The sequence below is a fragment of the Kitasatospora sp. GAS204B genome, assembly GCF_029892155.1.
In the GTDB taxonomy this organism is placed as follows: Bacteria; Actinomycetota; Actinomycetes; order Streptomycetales; family Streptomycetaceae; genus Kitasatospora.
The window spans coordinates 24,176-48,673 of record NZ_JARZAG010000025.1; the positions used below are offsets into that span (position 1 = coordinate 24,176).

The 24,498-nt window shown below is 72.8% G+C and carries 20 protein-coding genes; 13 read left to right on the forward strand and 7 right to left on the reverse strand.

The window, feature by feature from the left end; all coding sequences use genetic code 11:
• Positions 1–305 precede the first annotated feature (305 nt).
• From P3T41_RS28350 to P3T41_RS28360, 3 genes are all read left to right on the forward strand, one after another.
• Positions 306–662 carry a cupin domain-containing protein gene (locus P3T41_RS28350; RefSeq protein ID WP_280693381.1) on the forward strand — a complete coding sequence of 119 codons (357 nt, stop codon included), beginning with the start codon at positions 306–308 and terminating at the stop codon, positions 660–662.
• Positions 663–709: 47 nt separating this feature from the next.
• Positions 710–2,104, forward strand: a complete 1,395-nt coding sequence (locus P3T41_RS28355; RefSeq protein WP_280693382.1) for an FAD-dependent oxidoreductase — start codon at positions 710–712, stop codon at positions 2,102–2,104.
• A 76-nt stretch (positions 2,105–2,180) separates the two neighbouring features.
• Positions 2,181–4,385, forward strand: coding sequence for an MMPL family transporter (locus P3T41_RS28360; RefSeq protein WP_280693384.1), 2,205 nt, complete (start codon positions 2,181–2,183; stop codon positions 4,383–4,385).
• A 49-nt stretch (positions 4,386–4,434) separates the two neighbouring features.
• On the opposite strand, the gene P3T41_RS28365 is transcribed toward P3T41_RS28360, so the two are convergent.
• Complete coding sequence (locus tag P3T41_RS28365; protein ID WP_280693385.1) at positions 4,435–5,391, reverse strand: helix-turn-helix domain-containing protein; 957 nt, start codon at positions 5,389–5,391, stop codon at positions 4,435–4,437.
• Between the two features lie 219 nt (positions 5,392–5,610).
• Between P3T41_RS28365 and P3T41_RS28370 the strand changes: the two genes are divergently transcribed.
• Both P3T41_RS28370 and P3T41_RS28375 read left to right on the forward strand, forming a co-directional pair.
• The gene (locus P3T41_RS28370; RefSeq protein ID WP_280693386.1) at positions 5,611–8,406 is read left to right on the forward strand and encodes a helix-turn-helix transcriptional regulator; all 2,796 of its coding nucleotides are present in this window, start codon (positions 5,611–5,613) and stop codon (positions 8,404–8,406) included.
• 169 nt (positions 8,407–8,575) lie between these two features.
• Positions 8,576–9,547, forward strand: coding sequence for an alpha/beta hydrolase (locus tag P3T41_RS28375; RefSeq protein WP_280693387.1), 972 nt, complete (start codon positions 8,576–8,578; stop codon positions 9,545–9,547).
• Positions 9,548–9,839: 292 nt separating this feature from the next.
• Here P3T41_RS28375 and P3T41_RS28380 read toward each other — a convergent pair whose 3' ends face one another.
• The 3 genes from P3T41_RS28380 to P3T41_RS28390 are packed head-to-tail and all read right to left on the reverse strand — an operon-like array spanning position 9,840 to position 11,640.
• Entirely contained in the window at positions 9,840–10,796 is a 957-nt protein-coding gene (locus P3T41_RS28380) for a hypothetical protein (protein WP_280693388.1), read from the reverse strand.
• Complete coding sequence (locus P3T41_RS28385; RefSeq protein ID WP_280693389.1) at positions 10,793–11,455, reverse strand: cytochrome b N-terminal domain-containing protein; 663 nt, start codon at positions 11,453–11,455, stop codon at positions 10,793–10,795. Before P3T41_RS28385 ends, P3T41_RS28380 begins: the two co-directional genes overlap by 4 nt.
• Complete coding sequence (locus P3T41_RS28390) at positions 11,452–11,640, reverse strand: hypothetical protein (RefSeq protein WP_280693390.1); 189 nt, start codon at positions 11,638–11,640, stop codon at positions 11,452–11,454. Before P3T41_RS28390 ends, P3T41_RS28385 begins: the two co-directional genes overlap by 4 nt.
• 458 nt (positions 11,641–12,098) lie before the next feature.
• On the opposite strand from P3T41_RS28390, the gene P3T41_RS28395 reads away from it, so the two are divergent.
• A complete protein-coding gene (locus P3T41_RS28395; RefSeq protein WP_280693391.1) occupies positions 12,099–12,569 on the forward strand; it encodes a hypothetical protein in 471 nt (156 codons plus the stop codon).
• A 133-nt stretch (positions 12,570–12,702) separates the two neighbouring features.
• Positions 12,703–13,230: a hypothetical protein gene (locus P3T41_RS28400; RefSeq protein ID WP_280693393.1), complete on the forward strand. Its 528-nt coding sequence runs from the start codon at positions 12,703–12,705 to the stop codon at positions 13,228–13,230.
• 100 nt (positions 13,231–13,330) lie between these two features.
• Here the strand turns inward: P3T41_RS28400 and P3T41_RS28405 are convergent, their stop codons facing one another.
• Complete coding sequence (locus P3T41_RS28405; protein WP_280693394.1) at positions 13,331–13,861, reverse strand: hydrogenase maturation protease; 531 nt, start codon at positions 13,859–13,861, stop codon at positions 13,331–13,333.
• 171 nt (positions 13,862–14,032) lie between these two features.
• On the opposite strand from P3T41_RS28405, the gene P3T41_RS28410 reads away from it, so the two are divergent.
• Genes P3T41_RS28410 through P3T41_RS28430 form a run of 5 tightly spaced genes read left to right on the forward strand, consistent with a single transcriptional unit; the run spans position 14,033 to position 18,569 of the window.
• Positions 14,033–15,175 (forward strand): 4Fe-4S dicluster domain-containing protein, encoded by a 1,143-nt coding sequence (locus P3T41_RS28410; protein ID WP_280693395.1) that lies wholly within the window; start codon positions 14,033–14,035, stop codon positions 15,173–15,175.
• On the forward strand, positions 15,172–15,618 hold the full coding sequence (locus P3T41_RS28415; protein ID WP_280693396.1) for a cyclic nucleotide-binding domain-containing protein: 447 nt from the start codon (positions 15,172–15,174) through the stop codon (positions 15,616–15,618). Before P3T41_RS28410 ends, P3T41_RS28415 begins: the two co-directional genes overlap by 4 nt.
• A complete protein-coding gene (locus P3T41_RS28420; RefSeq protein WP_280693397.1) occupies positions 15,615–16,409 on the forward strand; it encodes an FAD/NAD(P)-binding protein in 795 nt (264 codons plus the stop codon). Before P3T41_RS28415 ends, P3T41_RS28420 begins: the two co-directional genes overlap by 4 nt.
• A gap of 1 nt (position 16,410) precedes the next feature.
• Positions 16,411–17,193, forward strand: a complete 783-nt coding sequence (locus tag P3T41_RS28425) for an oxidoreductase (protein WP_280693398.1) — start codon at positions 16,411–16,413, stop codon at positions 17,191–17,193.
• Positions 17,190–18,569, forward strand: a complete 1,380-nt coding sequence (locus P3T41_RS28430) for a nickel-dependent hydrogenase large subunit (protein ID WP_280693399.1) — start codon at positions 17,190–17,192, stop codon at positions 18,567–18,569. Before P3T41_RS28425 ends, P3T41_RS28430 begins: the two co-directional genes overlap by 4 nt.
• A gap of 224 nt (positions 18,570–18,793) precedes the next feature.
• Here P3T41_RS28430 and P3T41_RS28435 read toward each other — a convergent pair whose 3' ends face one another.
• Together P3T41_RS28435 and P3T41_RS28440 are read right to left on the reverse strand one after the other, a co-directional pair.
• Positions 18,794–21,178, reverse strand: coding sequence for a glycosyl hydrolase family 65 protein (locus tag P3T41_RS28435; RefSeq protein WP_280693400.1), 2,385 nt, complete (start codon positions 21,176–21,178; stop codon positions 18,794–18,796).
• Positions 21,175–21,507 carry a helix-turn-helix domain-containing protein gene (locus tag P3T41_RS28440; protein ID WP_280693401.1) on the reverse strand — a complete coding sequence of 111 codons (333 nt, stop codon included), beginning with the start codon at positions 21,505–21,507 and terminating at the stop codon, positions 21,175–21,177. Before P3T41_RS28440 ends, P3T41_RS28435 begins: the two co-directional genes overlap by 4 nt.
• Positions 21,508–21,686: 179 nt before the next feature.
• Here P3T41_RS28440 and P3T41_RS28445 point away from each other — a divergent pair, with 179 nt between their 5' ends.
• Positions 21,687–24,428, forward strand: coding sequence for a GNAT family N-acetyltransferase (locus P3T41_RS28445; RefSeq protein WP_280693402.1), 2,742 nt, complete (start codon positions 21,687–21,689; stop codon positions 24,426–24,428).
• Positions 24,429–24,498: the final 70 nt, after the last annotated feature.

Genomic DNA, 24,498 nt, shown 5'->3' on the forward strand with positions numbered 1-24,498 from the left:
ACAACGGATTCCCCCTGCTCAGACCTCGGATGACAGCGGAATCGTTACCAACATTGAGCGTTCTGCAACGACTTCCGCATCGTTGATCACCCTGCGTGATAAGGCCCCCGCTTGGCCACCTACACCTTGTAAAAGGCGCAACAGAAGGTCTGCTGATCTGGCAGTGGGACGGTGCGGGGTCCGGGCGGGATGATCCCAGCACAGCCCACCGACGGGGGGACCCTCTTACGGGATGTCACCCCGGAACGCGGGAGCGACACACTCTGCCTCCCCCCGGTTCTGCCACGGGCGGATAGCGTCGCTCCATGACCAACAGCTTCGCCCTGCACATACCCGACGCCGACCTCGAACCGGAGCCGCTGGATCCGTCGCAGGTCGTCTCCGGAACGCCCCAGGTCACCGGTCGGGTGCTCTGGGAGTCCCCGGACGGCCGGCAACTTCGCGGGATCTGGCAGATCACCCCCGGCGTGGTGACGGACACCGAGGCCGACGAGCTCTTCGTGGTGGTCAGCGGTCGAGCCACCGTCGAGATCGCCGGCGGCCCCACCCTGGAGGTGGGACCAGGCGACGCCGCCGTCCTGAACCACGGTGACCGGACGACCTGGACCGTGCACGAGACGCTGCGCAAGGCCTACGCCATCACACTCCGCGACCTCGCCTGATCCCCGGCCAGCCCCGCCCCCACCCCCTCGCACGAAGGAACACCCTGATGGATCCCGTCGCCTCCCTGCAGGACGTCAAGCCGGTCCCGTTCTGGCTGGACGATCCCGCGCGCCCCGAGGCCGGTTCCGCGCTGGTCGGCGACGTCCACTGCGACCTGCTCGTGGTCGGCGGCGGCTACAGCGGCCTGTGGACGGCGTTGATCGCCAAGGAGCGCGACCCCTCGCTGGACGTGGTCCTGATCGAGGGGCAGCGGATCGGCTGGGCGGCCTCCGGGCGCAACGGCGGCTTCTGCGCCGCCAGCCTCACCCACGGCCTCGGCAACGGCCAGCAGCGCTGGCCCGGCGAGTTGGCCCAGCTCGAGAAGCTGGGCGCGCGCAACCTCCAGGCCGTCGAGGACAGCATCAAGCGCTACGCGATCGACTGCGACTGGGAGCGCACCGGTGAGATCGACGTGGCGACCGAGCCCCACCAGGTCGACGACCTGCACGAACTCGCCGAAATGGCAGCCGAGTTCGGCGGCGACTTCGCCGTCCTGGACGCCGACGCGGTGCGCGCCGAGGTCAACTCCCCGACCTATCTCGGCGGGTTCTGGGACAAGGACGGCGTGGGCATGGTCAACCCGGCCAAGCTCGCCTGGGGCCTGAAGCAGGCCTGCCTGGACCTGGGCGTGCGGGTCTACGAACACACCGAGGCGACCGCGCTCGCCGAATCCGGTGCGGGCCTTGCCGTGCGCACGGCGTACGGCCGGATCTTCGCCGGCCGCGTCGCCCTCGGGACGAACGTCTTCCCCTCGCTGGTCCGCCGCACCCGTGCCTACACCGTTCCGGTCTACGACTACGCGCTGATGACCGAGCCGCTGAGCGCCGAGCAACTCGCCTCGATCGGCTGGCGAAACCGGCAGGGGCTGGGGGACAGCGCCAACCAGTTCCACTACTACCGGCTCTCCGCCGACAACCGGATCCTCTGGGGCGGCTACGACGCCGTCTACCACTACGGAGGCCGGGTCCGGGCCGAGTACGACCACCGCCCGCAGACCTATCAGACGCTGGCCACGCACTTCTTCCAGACCTTCCCGCAGCTTGAGGGCCTGCGCTTCACCCACGCCTGGGGCGGCGCGATCGACACCTGCACGCGCTTCTCCGCCTTCTTCGACACCGCCTACCGGGGCAAGGTCGCCCTGGCCGCCGGCTACACCGGCCTCGGTGTCGGCGCCACCCGCTTCGGCGCCGAAGTGATGCTCGACCTGCTGGCCGGCGAGCGCACCGAGCGGACGGCGCTGGAGATGGTGCGCCGCAAGCCGCTCCCCTTCCCGCCCGAGCCCGTGCGCTGGGCCGGCATCGAGCTGACCAAGCGCTCCCTCGACCACGCCGACCGCAACGCGGGCCGGCGCAACCTCTGGCTCAAGACGATGGACCGCCTCGGGCTCGGCTTCGACTCCTGACCCGCTGCCGGCGCACTCGCCCCGGACGGCGCAGCCCGGCGGGCCGGCCGGGGGCGTGGCGTGTGACCGTGAGCGAGTGTCAATTTACTTGTTCCGCCTGGCCCAGTGGGCGTTTCGGCGACGGCGACTGGTGCTGAGCAGCTGGCTCCTGGTCGCCGTCGTCACGATCACCGTCTCGGTCGCCAGTGGCGGTAAGACCAACGACAACTTCACCATCCCCGGCACCGAGTCGCAGCAGGCCGCAGACCTGCTCAAGGCGAAGCTGCCGGCCCTGGCGGGTGGTCAGACGCAGGTCGTCTTCGCCACCCACGGGGCGGTCAAGGTCACCGATCCGGTGCCGCGGGCCGGGATCGAGGCCGCGGTCGCGAACCTGGCGAAGGTCCCGCAGGTCGCCTCGGTCTCGAACCCGTTCGTGGCGAAGGCGACCTCCCCGAACGGCCAGGTCGCGCTCGGCCAGGTGCAGTACACCGCGCAGCCGGCCGATGTGAAGGACGCCACGCTGAACGCGGTGCAGGCCGCCGTCACACCGGCCCGGGACGCGGGCGTCCAGGTCGAGTACTCCGGCAGCGTCTACCCGGGCTGGCGGCTCGTCCCCTCGGAGCTCCCGGAACTCATCGGCCTGGTGGTCGCGTTCATCATCCTGCTGATCACCTTCGGCGCGTTCGTGGCCGCCGGTCTGCCGATCCTCACCGCGGTCATCGGCGTGGCCATCACCCTGACCGGCGTCACCGCCATCGCCTCGGTCGTCACCATCGCCTCGGCCTCGACGACCGTCGCCCTGATGCTCGGCCTGTCCTGTGGCATCGACTACGGCCTGTTCATCCTCTCCCGGCACCGCAACCACCTGCTGCAGGGCCGCGAGGTGGAGCAGTCGGTCAGCCTGGCCGCCGGCACGGCCGGCAGCTCGGTGGTGTTCGCCGGACTGACCGTCATCATCGCGCTCTGCGGGCTGTCCGTCGTCGGCATCCCGTTCCTGACGATCATGGGCCTGGCCGCGGCCGCCGCGGTGGCCATCGCGCTGCTGATCTCGCTCACCCTGCTCCCCGCCATGCTCGGCTTCGCGGGCGAGAAGGTGACCAACTTCATCAGCTCGCCGCTGCGCCGGGGCCACCACGAGGAGGTCGCGATGACGGCGGCCACCGCGCCACAGAAGACCTTCGGGGCGGCCTGGGCCCGCTTCGTGGTCCGCTACCGCATCCCCACCCTGATCGGCGGCGTCGCGCTGCTCCTGCTGTGCGCGGTGCCGGCGCTGGACGTGCAGCTGGGGCTGCCCAGCGGCTCCTCCAAGCCGACCTCCGACACCTCCCGCCGGGCCTACGACCTGACGACGGCGGCCTTCGGTCCCGGCTTCAACGGCCCGCTCCAGGTCGTCGCGGACGGCGTCACCACCCCGCAGGCGGTGGCGGCCATGGCGGCCACGCTGAGCAAGGTCCCCGGCGTCACGGCGGTCACCCAGCTGGCCCTGACCAACGGCGTCGGGGTCATCCGCGTCGTCCCCACGACCGGCCCGAGCGACCCGGCCACCGCCGACCTGGTTCACGCCCTGCGCGACAACCGGGCCGCGATCGAGGGGTCCAGCGGGGCGAAGGTGCTGATCGGCGGCGTCACGGCCTCGAACATCGACGTGTCCGCCAAGCTGTCCGCCGCGCTGCCGGTGTTCCTGGCGGTCGTGGTCGGGCTGGCGTTCCTCCTGCTGACGTTCGCGTTCCGGACGATCCTGGTGCCGATCAAGTCGATCATCGGCTTCCTGCTGTCGGTCTCGGCCGCGTTCGGCCTGACGGTCGCACTGTTCCAGTGGGGCTGGGGCCAGAGCGTCTTCGGTATCACCAAGGCCGAGACGATCAGCTTCCTGCCGATCATCATGCTCGCCATCATCTTCGGCCTCTCCAGCGACTACGAGGTCTTCGTCGTCTCCCGGATCAAGGAGGACTTCACGAAGACCGGCGACGCCCGCGGCGCCGTCCAGCGCGGCACCGGCCTGTCGGCCCGGGTGGTGACCGCCGCCGCGTTGATCATGTTCTTCATCTTCGTGGCGTTCATGTTCAGCAAGGACCCCACCATCAAGGCCATCGGCTTCAGCTTCGCGGCGGGCGTCTTCCTCGACGCCTTCGTGGTCCGGCTGACCCTGGTGCCCGCGGTGCTGGCGATCGTCCGCGCGAAGGTCTGGTACCACCCGCAGTGGTTCTCCAAGTACGTGCCGAACCCCGACATCGAGGGCGAGAAGCTGGAGGAACAGCTGGCCCGCGACCGGGAGGCCGTCTCCGAGGACGTCGGCCGCTGACGCTGCTCGACGGTGGCCGAGGCGAGTGCGGCCCCGGGGCGCGCTGCCCTCAGCCGGCGTTCGCCCGGGCGCGCCACTCGCGGGGCGTGGCGCCGTAGGCGGCGCGGAAGACGCGGCTGAAGTGCGCGGGGCTGACGAATCCCCAGCGCCGGGCCACGCAGGACACGGTCGGCGAGGCCGCGGCGCGCCGGGACAGGTCCCGGGCGCACATCTCCAGGCGGCGGCGCTGGATCCAGCGGGCCACCGTGGTCTCCTCGCTCTGGAAGAGCTTGTGGAGGTAGCGGACCGAGACGTGGTGCGCGGTGGCGATCTGCTCGGGTGAGAGCGACGGGTCGCCGAGGTGGTGGATGGCGTAGTCCTTGATCCGCGCGAGCATGGCCGGAGCGGTCTCCGGCGCCGTCGGGTTCAGGGCGCCGGTGCGCTCCTGGATGAGCAGGGCGAGCAGATCGATGGCCGCGTCGGCGAGCCGGCCCCCGGTGTAGGGGTCGAGCTGCGGCGCTTGAGCGGCCAGTTGGCGAAGGTAGGCGGCGACCACGTCGGTGGCTCCGGACCCGGGAGCGAACGCCGTGGCGGTGGCCGCCTTCAGGTCGTTGTCGTGGACCTGGAGAGCGGCGCGAGGCAGGCGGATCGCCGTGAAGTCGAAGGCGTCCGGGAACTCCTTGGTGAACGGGCGGCTGGACTCGGACACGACGAGCTCGCCCGGGCCCTGCGTGATCTCCCGCCCGTCCTGGGAGATCCTCGCGCGGCCCCGGTGCTGCAGCGCCACCGACACCCAGCCCTCACCGCCCATCGCGATGGTCCGCCGGTTGCGGCTGACGGTCTGCGGTCCGGCCGACACCCGGGAGATCTGCACGGCTCCCAGCTGGTCGCTGCTGAGGACCGCGACGGACGGACGCTGCTCCAGCAAGTCGACCTGAAGCGGCACGTAGGCCCGCGAGACGGTCTCCCGCCAGAACTCGGCACGCTCGGCGGGGGACAGCGATTCGGTGGACACCGTGGTCGACACGAGGCTCCCTTCGCCGGCGGAGAGGTCTGTTCCCGACCGTGCCGGTCCCCGGGTGGAGAGCAGGGCACGGTCGTCGGTCGGCCTTGATCCCCCGTGCTGACCTGGCACCATCTTTCCCATGGTCCGGGTGACCGCGCTTCTGTCAGATGACCGGTCTCGTGCCGGTGGACGGCGTCGAACACCGTGGACAGCGCCGAACACCATCGAGCAAGGGGTGCCATGCAAAGCGTCTTCGAGTCCGCGTCAGCCCCGTCGATCCTCGGCCGGGACCGCGAGCTGGCGCGGATCACGGACGTGCTCGACGCCGCGGACGGCCGAAGCTGCGCCGGGGGCCAGGTGCTCGTGCTCACCGCCGAACCGGGAGCGGGCAAGAGCACGCTGGTCGACCGGTCCGCGGCCCTCGCGGCGAGCCGGGGCTACCAGGTGCTGCGAGTGCGCGGCGGCGAGGGCGAGACGGGCTTCGGATTCGCCGGGCTGTACCAGCTGCTGCGCCCGCTGCTCGGATCCGTCGACCGGCTGGCCGCCCCACAACGGGACGCGCTGCTGGCCGCCTTCGGCCAGCAGGCGGTGACCGGCGGCCGACAGCCCGATCCGCTGCTGATCCGCTGTGCCGCGCTGAGTCTGCTCGCCGACGCGGCCACCGACCGGCGGTTGCTGCTGCTGGTCGACGACGCGCAGTGGCTGGACCCGGGCACCGTGGAGGTCCTCGCCTTCGTCGCGCGCCGCCTGGACGGCACGACGATGGCCGTCCTGCTGGCCGCGCGGGAGGACGCGCTGCCGGCCTGGTTCGACCGGGACTTCGCCCACCTGGCCATCACGCCGCTGGACCGCGCGGACGCGGGCATGCTGCTCGATCGCCAACCGCAGCCGCCGCGCGGCCAGGCCCGGCTGCGGATCCTGGAGCAGGCGGCCGGCAATCCGCTGGTGCTGATCGAGCTGGCTCGTGCGGTCGCGCTGACGCCCGGCAGCCAAGGCGCGGACGCGGCGGAATCGCTGCCGCTCACCACCCGGCTGGAGCGGATCTTCGCGGCGGACCTCGCGGGCCTGCCGCAGCGCACCCGGCAGGTGCTGGTGCTGGCGGCCGCGGCCGGCGCCGCCGAGTTCTCCGAGGTGCTGCGGGCCACGCCCGACGCGGGTGACCCGCAGGTCTGGTTGCCCGCCGAACAGGCGGGCCTGGTGCGGCTGGACTCGGGGCAGGTCCGGCTGCGCCATCCGCTGGTGCGCTCCGCCGTCTACCGGGCGGCCTCCTTCGAGGAGCGGCGGGCCGCCCACCAGGCGCTGGCCGAGGCACTGGTCGACGACTCCGACCGGCACGCGTGGCACCTCGCCGCGGCCACCCTCGGACCGGACGACGAGGTGGCCAAGGCACTGGCCGCCAGCGCGGAGCGGACCCGCCGAGGCAGCGGCTACGCTGCCGCCGCGGCCACCCTGGAGCGCGCGGCCGCACTGACCCCGGACGCGGACCTGCGGGCGCGCAGGCTGCTCGAGGCCGCCACCATGGCGATGCTCGGCGGCTGCCCCCAGTGGGTCGGCGAGCTGGCCGTCAAGGTCTGCGCCACCGCGGACGACCCGGAACTGCTCGCCGAGGCGTCCATCCGGGCCGGCTGGTCCCTGGCCGTGACCACCCGGCACGAGGAGGCGCTGGGATTCCTGGTGCCCGTCGCGCAGTCCATGGTGGCTCCGGCCCCCGAGCTCGCCATGAACGCCCTGGGGACGGCGGCGACCCCGGCGTACAACGTCGGATCCGCCTTCTACCGCGCGGAGTTGCGCCGCCTCGCCGACCTGGTGCCGCAGCCCGACGAACCGGCCCGGGTCTGGCTGCGGGCGGCCACCGAACCGCTCGCGGACCGCGCATGGGCGGTGCCCGCCCTGCACCGGACACTGGCCGAGGCGCCCGAGGACTCGCTCCTCCAGCTGACCCAACTCGGCGGTGCCGCCTGGATCCTCGACGAGACCGCGACGGCCGTGCGGATCCTCGGGCAGGTGATCGACCACCTGCGCCGCACCGCCACGGCCGGTGGCGACGCCGTGGCCGCGCAGGCACTCGCGTTCGCGCTGTTCGAGAGCGGCGCGTGGTCCGCGGCCCGGTCCACCGCGCAGGAGGCCTACCGGATCGCCGTCGAGGTCGGGGCGGAGAACGTGGTGGCGGGATCGCCGATCCTGCAAGCCACGCTGCTGGCGCTGCACGGCGACGCGGCCGGGGCGCGCCGGCTCACCGAGACAGCCGTCGCCGGGGTGGACCTGTCCTGCTCGCCCAGCCTGTTCGTGCGGTCCTGCCACGCGCTGGGCCTGGCCGCCTTCGTCGAGGGCGACCACCTCGCGGCGTACCGGCACCTGCGAGCCGTCTTCTCGCGCGACTTCCACCCCGTCCCGGTCCACTACCACGCGTCGTACTACTACCTCGCCGACCTCGCCGCGGCATCGGTCCGGGCCGGCCAGACGGACGACGCCCGGTCCGTCGTGCAGGTCGCCGTCCGCTCGCTCGGCGAGCACCGCTCCGCGCGCCTGGACGCGGTGGCGCACCGGGCGACCGCGCTGCTCAGCGAGCCGGACGAGGCGGAACCGCACTTCCGCGCCGCCCTCGCCGACCCCGCCGGGGACCAGTGGCCCTTCGAACGGGCCCTGGCACGACTGGAGTTCGGCGAGTGGCTACGCCGACGCCGCCGGGTCACCGAGGCCCGCACGCTGCTGAGCGCCGCCCTCGGCGTCTTCGAGCGACTGGACGCGCGCCCGTGGACCGAGCGCGCCGCCTCGGAGCTGCGGGCCGCCGGCGTGCCGACCGCGCGAACCGAACCCGCCCACCACGCCGCCGAACTGACGCCGCAACAGCTGCAGATCGCCCAGGCGGCGGCCGCCGGGCTGACCAACCGGGAGATCGGCGCGAAGCTGCTGCTCTCCCCGCGCACCATCGGCTTCCACCTGCACAAGATATTTCCCAAGCTGGGCATCACCACGCGGGCCCAACTGCGCGACGCGCTGGACGACGTGCTGTCCACCGACCGACCCGTCGACTGACCTAGGCTCGGATGGGCCGCCCCGGTGCATGCGCGGACAGGCCAGAGCCGAGTCGCTGTCGGCAAACGCGGCCCGGCCGAGTGGTCCTACGGTGGCGATCGCGCCTCGGGGTACCGAGGCCGGCCGGCTCCCGCCGAGGCGGGACCACTCGCACTATTAGGAGACGGAAATGACGCACGACTTCAAGCCGGTCCAGCCCGTACTGGAGACGGCGGCCCAGGCGTTCGCGCAGGCCACGGCCGAGCCCCCGTTCCTGTTCGATCTCGCGCCCGCCGAGGGCCGCAAGGCGGTCGACGAGGTCCAGTCGGGCCCGGTCGAGCTGCCGGCGGTCGACGAGGAGTGGATCACCGTGGCGGGCGGCCCGACCGGCAGCGTCCGGGCCCGGATCGTGCGCCCGGCCGGTGCCACCGGGACCCTGCCGGTGGTCCTCTACATCCACGGCGCGGGCTGGGTCTTCGGCAACGCGCACACCCACGACCGCCTGGTGCGGGAGCTGGCCATCGGCGCGGACGCGGCGGTGGTGTTCCCCGAGTACGCCCTGTCGCCGGAGGCCCGCTACCCCGTCGCCATCGAGCAGAACTACGCCGTCGCCCAGTGGATCGTGCGGGAGGGCGCCACCAAGGAGCTGGACGGCACCCGGCTCGCCGTCGCGGGCGACTCGGTCGGCGGGAACATGAGCGCCGCGCTGACCCTGATGGCCAAGGAGCGCGGCGATGTGACGCTCCGTCACCAGGTGCTCTTCTATCCGGTGACGGACGCCGCCTTCGACACCGACTCGTACCACCAGTTCGCCACCGGCTACTTCCTGCGCCGTGACGGCATGCAGTGGTTCTGGGACCAGTACACCACCGACTCCGCCCAGCGCGCCGAGATCACCGCCTCCCCGCTGCGCGCCACAACCGCCCAGCTCACCGGCCTGCCCGCCGCCCTGGTCATCACCGGCGAGGCCGACGTGCTGCGCGACGAGGGCGAGGCCTACGCCAACAAGCTGCGTGCGGCGGGCGTCCCGGTCACCGCCGTGCGCTACCAGGGCATCATCCACGACTTCGTGATGCTCAACGCGCTGCGCGAGACGCATGCGGCCCAGGCCGCCATCACGCTGGCGGCGCAGACGCTGCGCGACGCGCTGCACGGCGCCTGACGTCCGCTCGCACCAGCCACGGGCCGGCTTCCCCGACCGTCGTGCTGGTGCACGGCGGTTCGCTGATGCGTCCAGGTCGAGGTCCACTCCTCGCACCTGGTGATGCCGGCCCACCCCAAGAAGGTGGCCGGGCTGATCGTCGAAGCCGTGCGCGCCACGACCACCTGACCGGGCCGCCACCCGCCGCGCCCCGTTGCCCTCGGTTCAACCACCGACGGCAGCGGGGCGCGAACAGTTCCGGGCACCTGCCAGTCATCACAGCCCCGCGCACGGGGCCGCCCCGCGCACCGGGTCAGCGGGGCGGCTGCTGGGTGCGGTAGTAGTCGCGCCAGATGAGCCGGTGCACCCTGGTCCAGCGCGGAATCGACCGGATGCCGGGGAGGAAGGGCACCAGGGCCAGGACCAGGCTGAGCAGGGCCATCAGTGCCCAGACCAGGGCGTCGGCGTTGTGGGAACTCTTGAACGGCTCGATCTGGTACCAGAAGGTGTAGAGCCACAGCCAGGCCTGGCCTGGGTAGTTGCCGGTCTCGTTCATCATGCCCCACTGGTCGCCCGCCAGGTGCTGGTCCTGGGCGAGGCCGGCGAAGTAGGTTCCGTCGCCGAGGAAGAGCAGCGGGCGGGTGTAGTCGGTCTGGTAGAACTGGGTTCCCTCGGTGAGCAGTTCGCCGTCCAGCGCACCCGACTGGGCCAGTTCCAGCAGGCGTGCGGTGAGGACCGGGACCGGGCCGTAGTCGCCGGGGGGCACCTGGGCGAGGTCGCCGTTCGGGGCTTTGCCGAGGGCGTCGGCGTAGGCGGAGGTCCACGCCTGCTGCTGGTTCGCGGGTGCGGTGTTCCAGGTGGTGAGGGCGGCGGTGACGGGGGCCGGTTCGGGGGCCTGGCGCAGGGGTTGGATCACGAAGTCGTTCGCTGTGTCGATCGGGATGCGCACGCCGGCGAAGCGCTGGAGGCCGACTGGTCCGATCTTCTGTCCGGCTCCCGGTGTGTGGTTGTACGGGGGGCCGTACTGGGCGGTGGTGCTGGTGCCGCCGAGCTCGGACACCGCGGTGGCGGTGAAGTCGGCCGAGTCGGCGCGTGACCACGAGCCCAGGGTGACGGGAGGCTCGTCGGGGGAGGAGAACAGCGCGGCGAGGCCGGCGGTCAGTGCGGCGACCAGGACCAGCGCGATGGTGACCTCTTTGATCAGGTCGTAGGGCCGGGTCGGGAACGCGGACGACTCCGGCGTGCCGGCCCGGCGGGTTCCGCGCCTCACGCCTGGCCCTCCTGTCCGGGCGGGACCTGCTCGGCGTCGGTCAGCGGGGCGTCGATGGGTGGCACGATGCCGCGCAGCCGTACCAGCAGCACGTGCCACGCGCTCAGCAGGCAGATCACGACGGGGAACAGCACGATGTGCCACATCAGCATCTGGCCGAAGTCGAGGACGTTCCAGAACGCGCCGATGCCGACCGCGTTCATGCCGTCCTTGGCCTGGTCCGCGATCCACTGCGAGTCGAAGTTCTGCTGGACCAGGTAGCCGGAGAACGCCGTGCCGATGGCGGTGAGGAACGCGACCACGCCGGTCATCCAGGTCAGGGCCCGTCGGCCGCGCCAGGCCGCCATGAAGAACTTCGCCCACAGGTGGAGCACCAGGACGAACATGAACAGCTCGACGCTCCACAGGTGCAGGCTGTTGACGTACTTCCCGACCGTGGAGACGTGCCACCACGCGGGCCCCTTCAGGGCCAGCAACCCCCCGCTGACCAGCACCACGATCAGCGAGGAGACCGTCAGGACGCCGAAGACGTACACCCACGAGGCCATGTAGGCCGGCTGGCTGTCGGGCAGCAGCTTCTCCGGCGGCAGCGCCGTGACCAGCCGGCGACGCACTGCCGCGGTCCAGCCGCGCTCGGGGGCCGGGGCGGCGCTGCTCATCCGCGCTTCCGTCCACGCGGGAAGGGCAGCAGCAGGGCGAGCACGAAGACGAGCACCATCAGGGCGATCACCACGAGATTGGCGACGGAGATCTGCACGACGCCCCAGTGGACGTAGTGCCCGGTGCCGTTGAGGTCGATCGGCGCGGCGAGCGTGCGGGTGAACTGGTATCCGGATCCGGTCACGGGCCCCTGACTCTCTGGATCAGATGGACTGACTGGGGCTCGACACTCCCGGGCCGGAACCCGAAAGCACCGGCCGAAGGGAGCGCACCACGGCGGTGAGGCTTCGTCAGGCCTTCGGCGTAGCGCCCACGGCTGAGTGTCGCGTGTGGGTGTTCCGTCGTGGTCGAGGCGCTACCGCGCTTCACCCGGTGGGCCGAGTGACCCGCCGGCTCCGGGTGCGGATACAGCTGGTCGAGGAAGGACATGCCGTCAGGACCTCCGGCACGAGTCGTCACAGCCATCCTCCGGGGGACCGCAGCCTCTTCGCTCGCCACGCTGGCCCCCGGCCAGGGCGGGACTCAGAGGATCCTCAGAGGTCAGGAACATGGCAACTCAGCTGACATCTCGTCAGCATTGAAGGCACAGCGCCAAGTCCGCTCCCAGCGGCTGTCCGACGCGCTCTTGCCCCGGAGGCTCTGATGTCCATGCCCTCGCTCGACCGTGCCCGCTTACTCCCCAGAGTGGTCGCCGCGCTGCTCTGCCTCGCGGTGTCCTGGATCCACGTCCAGGACCAGGGAGGCTTCCCCGGCGACAAGACACCGCACTACGTCGGCATCGGCTACTACCTGCTGGAGGCCACCGGCGTGCTCTGCGCGGTACTGCTCCTCGCCGGCACCCGGCGACGCGTGCCCCGCGACGCCTACCCCGTCGACTGGCTGCTCGCCGCGGGAGTCGCCCTCGGCCCGCTGCTCGGCTTCATCCTCTCCCGGGGCCCCGGCCTGCCCGACTACAGCGACGACAAGGGCAACTGGACCGAACCCCTCGGCCTCATCAGCGTCGCCGTGGAGGGCACCCTCCTGATCACGGCCGCCACCATCCTGCTGGCTGCCCTCAGGACGACGCAGGCCGCCGTGGGACGGCGTGTGCCCAGCAGTTCCACCACCCGCTGACCGAACCGGCACGGTGGCGATCGTCACCAGCGGCACCGCGGCAGCTCGACGACGGACGCCGGTGCCGGCCGACGGGCCGGCGGGTACGAGCCGCTCGCGAACCGACGGCGGGCGGGGAACAGGAGAACTCCTCGTGATCAGCAAGTCCCTCCTCATCGCGGCGACAGCAGCCGCGGCCGCGGGCGCGGGCGCGATCGTGGTCCCCCAGGCGGCCGCCGCGCAGGCAGCGCCGATCAGCACCATCTACTCGGCAGCGCAGAACACCTGTCTGGACACCAGCACGACCGACCCCGCTCACTACTTCCTCGACACCTACGGCCACGCCTGCAACGGGTCCACGACCCAGAACTTCGCCTTCCAGGCGGTCACCGGCACGACCGCGACCTACCAGATCGTCAGCCAGGCCAATGGTCTGTGCATCGAGAAGTACCGCCTGGGCGTCCGGCAGGCGGCCTGCAGCAGCTACACCGAATGGACACTCCACCCGGTCGGCACGGGTGGTAACCGGTACCAGTTCGTCGCCCCTGGCACGTCCGGCTACCCCACCGCCGACTGCATCCAGGTGTACCCGACGCCGAACGGATACCCGGGCCCACTGTTCGACCTGGCGGGGTGCAGCTCCGCCCCCGGACAGATCCTGACACTCAGCACCACGCCGTAGCGACTCCCGGCGTCGACCGTCCTCGCACAACGCCGTACCGACGCACGTGCGTTGCGCCTGCCTCGGTGCGGCACCGGGGCAGGCGCGAGCAGGCCCGGCCTCACGCGGTGGCCGCCGGTCCGGCCGCCGCCCGGGTCGAGGTGTCCGCCGTGGCCGCGCGCAGGTCGTCGGCGATCCGAGCGACCAGTGGATCCACGGCGGCCGCGACGGGTGCCGACAGGCCGGTGCCCATGGTGGTGTTCGCTCCCTCGACGGCGTAGACGACGAGTGTTCCCGGGAGGCGGTCCAGGGCGCGGGCGAGTTCGACGGCTTCGCCGAGGCCGAGTCCGTGGGAGCTCGTCGGGCCGTCGGAGGGGGAAAGGCGTTCACTGCCTAGTTCCAGGCGGTGTACCCGACCCGGATGTCCGGGGTGCGCGTGCGCGGCGTCCACCACCACGGCCAGGTCGGCGGCCTCCCACAGGGTGAGCAGCCGGGCCGGGTCCCCGTCGCACACCCGGAGTGTGGTGCCGTCCGGCAGCGGCCGGGCCACGGCCCGTTCGGCCAGTCGGGCCACGACGGTCCGGCCCACCCCGTCGTCGCGGCGGTACTCGTTGCCGACACCGATGACGACGATCCGCGACGCGAGGTTCATGTGCCTCGCTCTCCCCGGCTGTCGTGCCGGTCAGTCGCTCGCGGGTGTCACGTGGGCCGCACGGGTCACAGACAGGGCCACCTGGAGCAGAACCGGGCCAGTCCTTCCACCCCGACGGCGGACCGCTGCCGATACTGGCCCGGACAGCAGCGCGGGCGCGGGAGGTCGACGGTGGCGGACGGCGCAGCGGTGATCGACAAAGGCGGGCTGGACACGCTGATCGCGGTGCTCGTCGCGCGCGGCCGAACGGTCGTGGGGCCGACGGTCCGCGACGGGGCGATCGTGCTGGCCGAGATCTCCGGCGGCGACGATCTGCCCTACGGCTGGGGCGTCGAGCTGGCGGCCGGCAGCTATCGGCTGCGCGCCCGCGAGGACGGCGCCGCGTTCGCGCACAGCGCGGGCCCGCAGTCCTGGAAGACCTTCCTGCACCCGCCGCGCGAGCGGCAGTGGAGCGCTGACCGGGACGCCGACGGTGAGCTGGTGGTGACCGAGGACCGGACGCCGGCCCCCTCGTACGCGTTCCTCGGGGTGCGCCCCTGCGACCTGCGGGCCATCGCGATCCAGGACCGGGTGCTGACCGGCGGGTTGTACACCGATCCCGCCTACCGCGGGCGGCGGGAGCGGGCCTTCCTGGTGGCGGTGGAGTGCACCGAACCGGGCGCCACCTGCTTCTGCGTGTCCATGGGGACCGGGCCGGCCGTGGGCCCTGGCTACGACCTGGCGCTGACCGAGGTGCTCGACGCGGACGGCCACCGCTTCCTCGTGCGGGCCGGCAGCGAACAGGGGGAGGCGGTGCTGGCCGAGCTACCGCGCCGGGCCGCCGACACCGCCACCAGGACCGCCGCCCAGGAGCGGGTCGCCGAGGCGGCGGACCGGATGGGCCGCAGCATGCCGCTGGTGGACCTGCAGGTGCTGATGCGCGAGAGCCTCACGGCCGAGCGCTGGGACGACGTCGCGGCCCGCTGCCTGACCTGCGGCAACTGCACGATGGTCTGTCCGACCTGCTTCTGCACCACGGCGGAGGACGTCACCGACCTCACCGGCGACCACGCCGAGCGCTGGCGGCGCTGGGAGTCCTGCTTCGACCGGGACTTCTCCCACCTGCCGACGGGCCCGGTCCGCGACTCCTCGCACAGCCGCTACCGGCAGTGGGCCACCCACAAGCTCGGCACCTGGTACGACCAGTTCGGCAGCTCGGGGTGCGTGGGCTGCGGTCGCTGCATCGTGTGGTGCCCGGTCGGCATCGACATCACCGAGGAGGCCCACGCGCTGAACCGCGAACGCGAGGGCGCCGACCGGAAGGGAACGCCGTGACCGCCGGCAGGCATGGCTTCCTCGGCGCACTGGCGCCCGGTCACGGTGACCGCCTGCTCGCGTTCGCCCAGGACGTCTCGTTCCCCGCAGGCACCCGGATCTTCGAGGAGGACGGCGTCGCCGACCGGTTCTGGATCGTCCGCTCCGGCCTCGTCGCGCTCGACGTCCATGTTCCGGGTCGGCGCGCGGCCGTCGTGGAGACCCTCGGCGAGGGTGATCTGCTCGGCTGGTCCTGGCTGTTCGAGCCCTACCACTGGCAGCTGGGCGCTCTGACCCGCGCCGCCGTGTCGGCGTCCGAGTTCGACGCGCAGCGGGTGCGTGCCGCCTGCGCGGCGGATCCCGCCTTCGGCCTGGCGGTGACCCACTGCGTCGCCCAGGTGATCGCCCGTCGGCTGAAGGCCACCCGTACCCGCCTGCTCGACCTGTACGGGCCGCCCGCATGACCGTTCCCCTGCCGTACCGGGTGGTGGACCGCGCGGTCGAGACCCACGACACCGCCACCCTCACCCTGGAACCGGTCCGCCAGGCCCTGCGGCCTTTCGCGCCGGGGCAGTTCGCGATGGTGTACGCCTTCGGCGTCGGCGACATCCCGCTGTCGGTCTGCGCGATCGACGGCCTGCGGCTGACGCACACGGTGCGCGCGGTCGGGGCGATCTCCGGTGCGCTGCACGCGCTGCGCCCCGGTGCGAGCGTCGCGGTGCGCGGCCCGTTCGGTACCGGCTGGCAGCTGGCCGGCGCGGCCGGGCTCGACCTGCTGGTGGTGGCCGGCGGCATCGGGCTGGCGCCGCTGCGCCCGCTGGTGTGCGAGGCGCTCGCCGCCCCCGGGCGGTACGGGCGGCTGAACGTCCTGATCGGCGCGCGCGAGCCCCGCGAGCTGCTGTACGCCGCGGAGGTCGGCGGCTGGCCTGCGGCGTTGACCACCGTGGACCGGCCCGACGCGCGGTGGCGGGGCGAGGTCGGCGTCGTGACGACCCTGCTCGACCGTGCCGCTTTCGACCCGCCGGGCACGGCGGCGTTCATCTGCGGCCCCGAGCCGATGATCCGGGCCACCGCCGGTGAGCTGGTGCACCGAGGCGTCGACCCGGACCGGATCCGGGTCTCGCTGGAGCGCACCATGCACTGCGCGACCGGCCACTGCGGCCACTGCCAGCTGGGCCCGTTGCTGCTCTGCCGTGACGGCCCGGTCGTCACCTGGGCCCGTGCCCGACCCCTCCTCATGGTCCGGGAGCTGTGACATGACCGCCAGCGATCGCCCGAAGCTCGCCGTGTGGAAGTTCGCCTCCTGCGACGGCTGCCAGCTCACGCTGCTCGACTGCGAGGACGAACTCCTCGGCATCGCCGAGCGGATCGAGATCTCCCACTTCCTGGAGGCGTCCAGCGCGACCGATCCCGGCCCGTTCGACCTGTCGCTGGTGGAGGGCTCGGTGACCACACCGCAGGACGCCGAGCGGATCCAGCACGTCCGCGCCGTCTCCAAGCGGCTGGTGACCATCGGCGCCTGCGCGACCGCCGGCGGCGTCCAGGCGCTGCGCAACTACGCGGACGTCGCCGAGTTCCAGGCCGTCGTCTACGCCCGGCCGGACTACATCGACACGCTCGCCACCTCCACGCCGATCAGCGCGCACGTCGCCGTCGACTTCGAACTGCGGGGCTGCCCGATCGACCGTGGCCAGCTCGTGGAGGTCATCACCGCCTACCTGGCCGGGCGCAGACCGGACGTGCCCGCGCACAGCGTCTGCTTCGAGTGCAAGCAGCGCGGCACGACCTGCGTCACGGTGGCGCACGGCACGCCCTGCCTGGGCCCGGTCACCCACGCCGGATGCGGCGCGCTCTGCCCCGCGTACGGGCGGGGCTGCTACGGCTGCTTCGGTCCGTCCGACTCCACCAACTTCCCCTCCTTCATCCCGCTGCTGCGCCGCGACGGCATGGACACCCTGGACATCGTGCGGGTGCTGCGAACCTTCAACACGGCCGCCCCGGAGTTCGACGACGCCTCCCGGAAGGAACTCGACCAGTGACCCACCGCGGCTCCCGGGTGCTGCACGTCGGATCGCTCGCCCGAGTCGAGGGCGAGAGCGCGCTGCACCTGCTCGTGGACGGCGGCGAGGTCACCGAGGCCCGGCTGGCGATCTACGAACCCCCGCGCTTCTTCGAGGCGTTCCTGCGCGGACGCTCCTACACCGAGCCGCCCGACATCACCTCCCGGATCTGCGGGATCTGCCCGGTCGCCTACCAGTTGAGCGCCTGCCGAGCACTCGAGGACGCCTGCGGCGTCACCGTGGACGGGCAACTGGCAGCGCTGCGCAGGCTGCTGTACTGCGGCGAGTGGATCGAGAGCCAGACGCTGCACGTCCACCTGCTCCACGCGCCGGACTTCCTCGGCTGCGCCGGCGCCGTCGAGCTGGCCCGCACCCGGCGCGCCGACGTGGAGCGCGGCCTGCGACTCAAGCAAGCCGGCAACGCGATCGTCGAACTGCTCGGCGGCCGGGCCATCCACCCGGTCAACGTCCGGCTCGGCGGCTTCCACCGGATCCCGAGCGTGGCCGAACTGCGGCCACTGGCCGAGAAGTTGCGCCGGGCCCGGGACGACGCGCAGGAGACCGTGCGCTGGGTGGCCGGCTTCGAGTTTCCCGACGCCGGCTGCGACCACGACCTGCTCGCGCTGGCCGAACCGGGCACCTACGCCATCGAGTCCGGCACCCCGGCGGTCATGCCCGCCCCGACCACCGCGGGCCTGCCCGCCGGCTCCGACCGGGCGCTGCCCATCCGCACCTTCGAACTCCACACGTTCGGCGGCCACGTCGTGGAACGCCAGGTGCCCCACTCCACCGCGCTGCACTCCCGGCTGGACGGACGCCGCCACCTGACCGGCACGCTCGCCCGCTACGCGATCAGCGGCCGCTGGCTCTCCCCGATCGCCCTCCAGGCCGCCCAGGACGCCGGACTCGGCGACCCCCGGCAGGGCACCGTCTGCCGAAACCCCTTCCGCAGCATCGTCGTCCGCGCGGTCGAGGTGCTCCACGCCCTCGACGAGGCAGTGCGCATCATCGACGCCTACGAACCCGCACCGCGCCCGTATGTCGACGTGCCCGCGCGGGCCGGTACGGGCCACGGCGCCACCGAGGCGCCGCGAGGCCTGCTCTACCACCGCTACACCCTCGACGAGGACGGCACGGTCACCGACGCCGTCCTGGTCCCGCCCACCGCGCAGAACCAGGGGGCGATCGAGGAGGACCTGCGCCGGATCGTGCGGGACCGGCTGCGGGCCGGCGATCCCGGCGACGCGGAGTTGACCGCCCTGTGCGAACGGGCGATCCGCAACCACGATCCGTGCATCTCCTGCTCGGCCCACTTCCTCGACCTCACCGTCGAGCGGGGCGAAAGCGGCTCCTGAAGCCCGGCATGGAAGGGGCGGCTCGGTCCCCACGACATGGGGCGAGCGGCCCTTCCGCGATTCGGAGGCCATCCGGCGCTGGGCCCACCAGGTGGGCGAGGAACTGCGCGCCGGCGAGCAGGAGTAGTCCCGTGGCGGATCGGGCTCCGGTGATCGAGTTCGGCGCGGTGGGCTTCGGCGTCGACTTGCTCGGGGTCCGGCGCGCGGGTCGGCACGAGCAGCCGTCAGAGCGTGAAGCTGCGGCTCTCACCGGGGTGGATCGCCGTCGTCGAGCCCCGCACGGAGACCTGGATCGGCGGCTGATGGCTCTCGGGGAGGCTCACGGTGGCGGTGTGGCGGTCGACGGTGATCCGTACGCCCCAGTGGCCCCGGTAGCGCAGGTCGAGTTCTAGGCGGCCGAGGGCGGAGGGCAGGCGCGGGTCCAGCCACAGGGTGTCCTCGCGGATCTCCAGGCCGGTGTAGCAGCGCTGGAGGAGGTCGACGGCGCCGGCCATCGCGCCCAGGTGGACGCCCTCGGCGGTGGTGCCGTGCTGGAGGTCGAGCAGGTCGCTGCGCAGGGCGTCGCGGAAGAACCGCCAGGACCTTCGGCGGTCGGCGCGGGTGAGGACCCAGGCGTGCACGACCGCGCTGAGGGTCGAACCGTGGACGGTGCGGCGCAGGTAGTAGTCGGTGGTGTGGCGCAGCAGTTCGTGTCCGGCCCGGTAGCCGAGTCGGCGCAGCAGGTCGCGCAGTTCACGCGGGGAGAAGAGGTAGCAGAGCATCAGGACGTCCGCCTGCTTGGACGCCTGGTAGCGGTTGACGCTGTCGCCTTCGGCCTCCAGGATCCGGTCGAGGCGCCTCAGGTCCGGGTAGCGCCGCCGGTAGGCCGTCCAGTCCAGTTCGGCCAGCCGCTCGTAGCCCTCGAACTGGCTGATCACGCCCGCGTGGAACGGGACGTGCAGGCGGCGGCCGACCTCCTGCCAGCGGTCGAGCTCGGCCCGGTCGATCGCCAGGCGTTCCAGCAGTTCGTCCCGCCGGTAGTCGGGCAGGAGTTCGACGGTGTCCAGGGCGCGGGCCAGTACCCAGGAGGCGAGGACGTTGGTGTAGGCGTTGTCGTCCAGGCCGGGCTGGTCGGCCCAGGGGTAGGCGTCGTGGTACTCGTCGGGGCCGAGCACGCCGCGGATCGAGTACCGCTCGCGGGCCGGGTCGTGAGCGGCGAGGGAGGACCAGAAGCGCGCGATCTCCAGCAGCATCTCGGCGCCGGTGGTGGCGAGGAAGTCGAGGTCGCCGGTGGCCTGGTAGTGCTGCCAGATGTTGTAGGCGACGGCCGAGCCGACGTGTCGCTGCAGGCGGCTGTGGTCCGGGAGCCAGCGGCCGGAGAGCGGGTTGAGGTGCAACTGCTGGGACTCCTCGCGGCCGTCGCTCGCGCTCTGCCACGGGTACATCGCGCCGCGCAGGCCGGCCTCGCGGGCGGTCTGCCGGGCGGCGTCCAGGCGGCGGTGGCGGTAGCCGATCACGGCGCGGGCCAGTTCGGGGAAGCGCAGGTTGAGCAGGCGCAGGACGAACAGCTCGTCCCAGAAGACGTGGCCGCGGTAGCCCTCGCCGTGCAGGCCCCGGGCGGGGATGCCGACATCCAGGTCCACCGAGTTCTCGGAGTAGGTCTGCAGGAGGTGGAACAGGTTCAGGTGGAGGGCGAGTTCGCCGTCGAAGTCGGCCTCGATCCGGCAGCGCCGCCACAGTTCGGCCCAGCGCAGGCCGTGTTCGTGCAGCAGGTGGTCGAAGTCGGGGGCTCGGGCGGCCAGGCGCTGGGCTGCCGGCAGGGGCGCTTCGATGGCGGGGTCGCGGGAGGTGTACACCGCCACGGTCTTCTCGACGGTGACGGGGCGGCCCTCGGTGAGGTCCAGCGTGAGCAGCTCGGCAGCCCAGCCCTCGCGCAGCTCGGTGGAGCGGTGCGTCGCGGGCGGGGTGGCGCGGGCGCGGGCGGCGACTGCGATGTGCAGGGCTGAGCCCGCGGTGGTGACCTGGAGCCACAGCGTGCCCTCCTCTTTCAACCCCTGCCCAGCGGGGGCGAGGTGACGGCTGGTCAGACCCTGGTAGCGGGCGACCCCGGTGTTGGCGACGGTGCCGTCCAGGGCGGAGCGGACTTCGAGCGGGCCGGACCAGTTCTCCGCCGTCAGCTCGGTCTCCAGCACGACCAGGTGGGGCTGGGCCTGGCTGGCGATGCGGCGCTGTAGCAGGCGGGTGCGGCGCCCGTCCCGGTCGACGACCAGCGCGTGCCGGGTCAGCACGCCCCGGCGCAGGTCGAGCTCGAGCCGTTGTTCGTCCGGCGGGCCGGTGAACCACTCGCCGTCGGCGGGGCGGAAGGTGAAGGCCTGCCAGTTCGGGCAGTTGACCAGGTCCTCGTTCTCGACGGTGCGGCCGCCGCCGACCGAGACGGCCCGGTCGTAGACGCCGGCCAGGTAGGTGCCGGGGTAGTGCACACCGTCCGCCGACGACTCGGGCGCGGCGGCCCGGCTGACCAGGTAGCCGTTGCCCACCGCGCACAGCACCTCGCGCACGCCCTCCTCGGCCGCCTCGAAGCCCTCGAAGCGCAGGTGCCAGGCGTCGTCCGGCCGGTCCGGGTCGTTCACGGCAGCGGGTCGGGCGTGCGGACCGGTCGCCCGGTGACAGTGGGCAGGGGCTGGCCGGCCAGCGGGTCGGTGCTGACGCCGAGCAGGAACCAGACCGTGGTGCTGAGAGCATTCGCCAGCCGGGTGAGCGTCGCCAGCTCGACCACGCCGGGGGAGGACTCCAGGTACGCGAGGCAGGAGGCGGAAAGCCCGGCCTCGGCCGCCAGCCGGGCTCGGCTGAGGCCGAGCTTCTCGCGGCGCTGGGTGACCCGGCGGCCGAGGTCTCCAGGATGTCCCGGGCGGACCTCGGCGGGGCCCGCTCGGGCGGGATCGCGCTGCTCGGAGTTCATGAACATCTCCCGTCACCTGCCCTCTCATGCCCTCTCAGCGAGGCTCGTTCCCTTCATCGTCGGCCGGATCGGCGGGTGTCGCGAGGGCCGGCCGGGCTCTTCGGGGAGGGCCGTCCGGCCCTGTCCGCAGGCGACGTTCGGCAGGAGTGTGGAGGCAGGGACCGATCGAGGGAGCCGAGATGTCCACCGTCCAGTACCTGCCGCACGCCGTTGAGGCGCTGCTGGCCGACGGGACCACCGCCACGATCCGCCCGCTGCGCCCGGGCGACCACGCCGCCGTGCTCGATCTGCACGGCGAGCGGATGTCCGAGGGAAGCCGCCGGCTGCGGTTCTTCGGCGCCAGCCGCCGCGCACCGCAACTGGCCGCCGACCGGCTGTGCGGCGGGCATCAACCCGAGCTGCTGGCGCTCGGAGCCTGGGTGGACGGCGAGCTGGTCGGGGAGGCGGACTGCGAGCCGGTGGAGGGCCACCCCGAGACCGCGGAGCTCGCGCTGGCCGTCGCGGACGCCTGGCAGCACCGTGGCGCCGGAACCCTGCTCATCGAGCACCTGGTCCATGCCGCCCGCGAGCGCGGCATCGCCACGTTCGAAGCCGACACGCTCGCCGACAACCGCGCGGTGCACCGGCTCTTCACCGACCTCGGGCTGCCTGTCCACCGCCGCTTCGAGCAGGGCGAGGTCAGGGTCCTGGTTCCCCTGAACGAGGAGGCCGAGCACTACCAGGAGGCCGTCGAGCAGCGCGGCCGGGCCGCTGACGTGGCCAGCCTCGCGGCGCTGCTGCGCCCGCGCTCGGTCGCCGTCGTCGGCGCCTCCCGACGGCCGGGTTCGGTCGGACAGGCGGTGCTGCTGAAGATCCGCGGCAACGGGTTCACCGGGGACCTGTGGGCGGTCAACCCCTACGCGGAGCGGATCGCGGACGCGCCCGCCTACCCGTCGCTCGCCGCCCTGCCCGCCGCGCCCGACCTCGCCGTGCTGGCGGTGCCGGCGGCAGTGGTGCCCGGCGCGGCCGAGGAGTGCGGGGTCGCCGGGGTCCGTGCGCTGGTGGTGCTCACCGCCGGCCTGGACGCCGACCAGGCGAGGCAACTGATGCACGCCTGCCGCCGGCACAGCATGCGGCTGGTCGGCCCGAACAGCCTGGGCATCGCGCAGCTGGACCCGGCCGTGCGGCTGGACGCCGAGTTCGGCGGTGCTGCCGCCCGGCCCGGCACGGCCGGGGTCGCGGTGCAGTCCGGGGGCGTCGGCATCGCGCTGCTGGGGCAGTTGGCCCGTCTCGGGATCGGCGTCTCCAGCTTCGTCTCGCTCGGTGACAAGTACGACGTCAGCGGCAACGACCTGCTGCAGTGGTGGGAGGGTGACGGCCGCACCGACCTGGCGCTGCTGCACCTGGAGTCCTTCGGCAACCCACGTGCCTTCTCCCGCACCGCCCGCCGGGTCACCCGCCGCCTGCCGGTGCTCACCGTCGACGCCGGACGCTCGGCGGCCGGGCGCCGTGGCGCCGCCTCGCACACCGCGGCCGCGGCCACCCCGACGGTGACCCGCGAGGCACTCTTCCGCCAGGCGGGCATCACCGCCACCCGCAGCATCGCCGAACTCGTCGAGACCGCCGCGCTGCTGCACGCCCAACCGCTGCCCGGCACCCGGGGAGCGGTCGCGGTGGTCTCCAACGCCGGTGGGATCGGCATCCTGGCCGCCGACGCCTGCGCCGATGCCGGACTGAGCCTGCCGGAGCTTCCCGCCGCCACGGCCGCCGAGCTGCGGGAGCTGCTGCCGGACGGCGCCGGGGTGAGCAATCCGGTGGACACCACGGCCTCCGTCGCAGCGGCTGAACTCGCCCGCTGCATACGAGTACTGACGAAGTGCCGGTCGATCGACGCGGTGCTGGTGTCGATCGTGCCGACCGCGCTGGGCGCGGGAGGCGAGCAGGATCCGCACCGGGCGTTGCGCTCGGAGCCCGCCCGGCGGCGGGTACCGGTGCTGGCCGTGCTGCCCGACCAGGAGGCGCCCGTGCGGTATCTGACCTGTACGGACGGTGACCGGCTCCCCGCCTACGCCGATCCGGCCAGCGCCGCCCGAGCCCTCGCCCACGCCCGGGACCGCGCGCGCTGGCTCGCCGAGCCGCCCACCGCCGCCGCGGTGCCCGACACCGCCGACACCGCCGTGGCCCGGCACCTGGCGGCAGCCTTCCTCACCGACTACCCGCGGGGCGGTTGGCTCGACCCGAAGCAGACGGCCGACCTGCTCGACTGCTACGACCTGCCGCTCACCACCTCGATCTGGACACGCGGCGAGCACGACGTGCTGCTCGCCGCCCGGACGCTGGGTCAACTCGGCCACGAGGGCAAGTCGGTGCTCAAGGCGTACTGGCCCGATCAGCTCCACAAGAGCGCGGCCGACGCCGTGCGCACCGGACTCGGCGGCACCGACGAGGTCCGCGCCGCCTACCGCGAGTTCGAGGCGCGCTTCGGCGAGTCGATGGCCGGTGTCGTGGTGCAGCCGATGGCCGCCCCCGGGCTCGAACTGCTCGCCGGCGTCGTCCAGGACCAGGTCTTCGGGCCGCTGGTCATGCTCGGTCTGGGCGGCACCGCCACCGACCTGCTGGACGACCGCACGGCCCGGCTCGCCCCGCTCACCGAACGCGACCTGACCACCATGGTCACCGAACTGCGCTCCGCCCCGCTGCTCCTGGGCCGCCCCGGCACACCGCCGGTCGACCTGACTGCCCTGCGCCGGGTGCTCGCCGGACTCTCCCGGCTGGCCACCGACCTCCCGCAGCTGGCCGAGGTCGACCTCAACCCGCTGATCGCCCGCCCGGGCGGACTGCTCTGCGTGGACGCCCGGGTCCGCCTGGAACCGCGGCCCGCCTTCGACCCGTACCTGCGACGGCTGCGCCGCCCGGCCGCCGCTCAGGAGCGAGAGCCATGAACCGCGGCGTGCTCGACGGCACTTCCACCGAGTCCTTCGCCGATCCCGGCCTCGGTGGTCCGCTGGGGCG